The sequence below is a fragment of the Jannaschia seosinensis genome, assembly GCF_001408515.1.
Classification (GTDB): domain Bacteria; phylum Pseudomonadota; class Alphaproteobacteria; order Rhodobacterales; family Rhodobacteraceae; genus Jannaschia; species Jannaschia seosinensis.
The window spans coordinates 1-2100 of sequence record NZ_CYPR01000008.1; the positions used below are offsets into that span (position 1 = coordinate 1).

The following is a 2100-nucleotide window of genomic DNA, read 5'->3' on the forward strand; positions in this document are numbered from 1 at the left end:
TGTGCCGCTGCTTGCGATGGACCTCGCGATCGCCATCCAGCCAGCCGTCGATGATCCCGGTGAACCCGTCCAGCTTCGGCCGCTTCACGGGCGCCGTTCGCCGGTATCCTGGAGGAATCGAGAACGCCAACATCTTCTGAACGCTGTCGCGCGAAATCCCGAAGTGATGCGCCGCCGCCCGCTGGCTCATGCCCTCCGCACAGGCCAATCGCACCTTACGATACAAGTCCACGGTGAAAATCCTCCCGCCCTCCCTGCCGCCAGAGAGGGTAAAGGTGGACGACTTTTACGCCGCCCGCAGCAGGCTCATCCCGCCGCTACCGTGGCAGACTTTTGCACCGCCGTTCTCATCCAGAGATCGTCTTCGTCCTTAATTTTTACAAGATCACCGGCACAAGCATCCCGCTGAGAAGGTGGCAAAACAAACGACATTTGGTCCATCGCAACGCGCGACTCAGCCAGAAGGCGGGCAGCTAACGCGTGACCTTCCGCTGAAGTCAGCGCTAGAGGAAGCTCCGTCTGAGAAAGCGGGAAAGCCGGCCCACTCTCAGAACGTGCATCAGAGACACGCGCTTGAAAATCACCGTTTGAGTCGACATGATGAACGGCCACTCGACCATAGCCTAACGCGTCACCGCCACGGACGTATGTGAGCACCTCGTCCCCCTTGCGGACGAGCTTTAGCTTCTCGCCTTCGGCCGTGGGTGCATCAGCACGCATGGAGAAGCAGAGGTGACCACCGACTTCCTTCACCTCAAGACCATAAGAAATCACCAGTGCCTGTAGATCAGCTCGAGCTGTTTGGACATCGGACATCACGTACCCGCGCACGATCCCATCCACTTTTGATACATCAACGTGTGGAAGACCGGCAGAAGCACAGATCTCCTGCACAACAAGTGAGAGCGGCTGCCCACCAGTCCGGCCGTTCAGCCGATGCCCCCGCGCATAGTTTCTGCCGTCCGACCACTGACCGTCAAGTTCCGGGAAATAGGGCCACGGACGAGCGTCCCAAGCCCAAGCCGCGCTCCGCGACAAATCGATCATCGTTCCATCGTAAACATCGGAGACGGGATTTCGACCTTTCTCGTTCCAGTAGAACAAGAGTGCCCGTGTATACTGCGTTTGGATGCCATCATCCCGCCGCCCGCTAGAGAAATGCGGAAGACTCGACTCGGAAGATTTTTCGTTTAGAAATTTGTTCGGCTGGTTCGCTCCCTTGTCTATTGCGGCACAACCATATTCCGTAAACCGGATCGGCTTTGACCGAGGCTCCCACGCAGTCGGCACCACAGCTCGGACGCCATCAACTCTGTCAAAATGACGTTTACTCCACCACGAGCGGACGTCTTTGAAGCGAAAGACCCAGGGCTCAAGGTACTCGTGGTCCAAAATCGGGCGCCGTCGTTGGACGGTCCTTGCTTCTGGAGTTTCGTAGAACCAGTCAAATCCTTCACCACCCTCGATATTATGTTGGAGATAGTCGAGTGCATGATCAGAGCGCCAATTCCCATCTTTATGGTCAAGACCGTCTCGCCAATCGGCAAGCGGCATGTAGTTGTCGATACCGACAAAGTCGATGCAATCTTGGGCCCAGAGCTTGTCAAGATGAAAGCGGACCTCGTCACCTCCCGGAACCTGGTAAGCACTGTATTCTGACCAATCAGCTGCATATCCAATCTGCGACTCTGGTAAAGTGTGTTTTACATCAGACGCGAGCTGGATGAACTGTTCGACCGCCGGAAATTCACCTTGGTGATCCATGATGCGGGTCAACTCCCGCATTTCGGAACCTATGCAGAAGCTATCAACACCACCTGCCTGAGTTATGCCCGAAAGTTGGTGATGGCCTGAAGTAGGCGGCATATCATGGCGGTGTTCACGCGCCGTCAGTCTCAAAAGAGAAAGGATATGCCACCATGGCCAAATCTACCGTTGTCCCGTTCGAACTGCCATCGGAATTTTCTGCGGATCCGTTGACCGAGGTAATCCACGCTGGGGCCAAGGAGCTTCTGCGAACGGCGGTTCAGGCGGAGGTATCCGCCTTCCTCGCCGAGCATGCGCATCTTCTGGACGAGGAGGGCCGCCAGCGTCTTGTGC

General features: G+C 56.5%; 1 protein-coding gene and 2 pseudogenes. 1 reads left to right on the plus strand and 2 read right to left on the minus strand.

Translation table 11 applies throughout. The annotated features are described in order from the left end of the window. Positions 1-232, minus strand: a pseudogene (locus JSE7799_RS00725) (IS21 family transposase); the annotation flags it as partial. Between the two features lie 74 nt (positions 233-306). Continuing rightward, complete coding sequence (locus JSE7799_RS19375) at positions 307-1866, minus strand: glycoside hydrolase/phage tail family protein (protein WP_083480118.1); 1560 nt, start codon at positions 1864-1866, stop codon at positions 307-309. Positions 1867-1919: 53 nt separating this feature from the next. Here JSE7799_RS19375 and JSE7799_RS00735 point away from each other — a divergent pair. Continuing rightward, positions 1920-2100 (plus strand): annotated as a pseudogene (locus tag JSE7799_RS00735) (IS256 family transposase); the annotation flags it as partial.

Bases quoted from the DNA above. Each gene is read 5' to 3' on its own strand.
- JSE7799_RS19375 (WP_083480118.1), bottom strand. From the start codon at position 1,866: ATGCCGCCTACTTCAGGCCATCACCAACTTTCGGGCATAACTCAGGCA.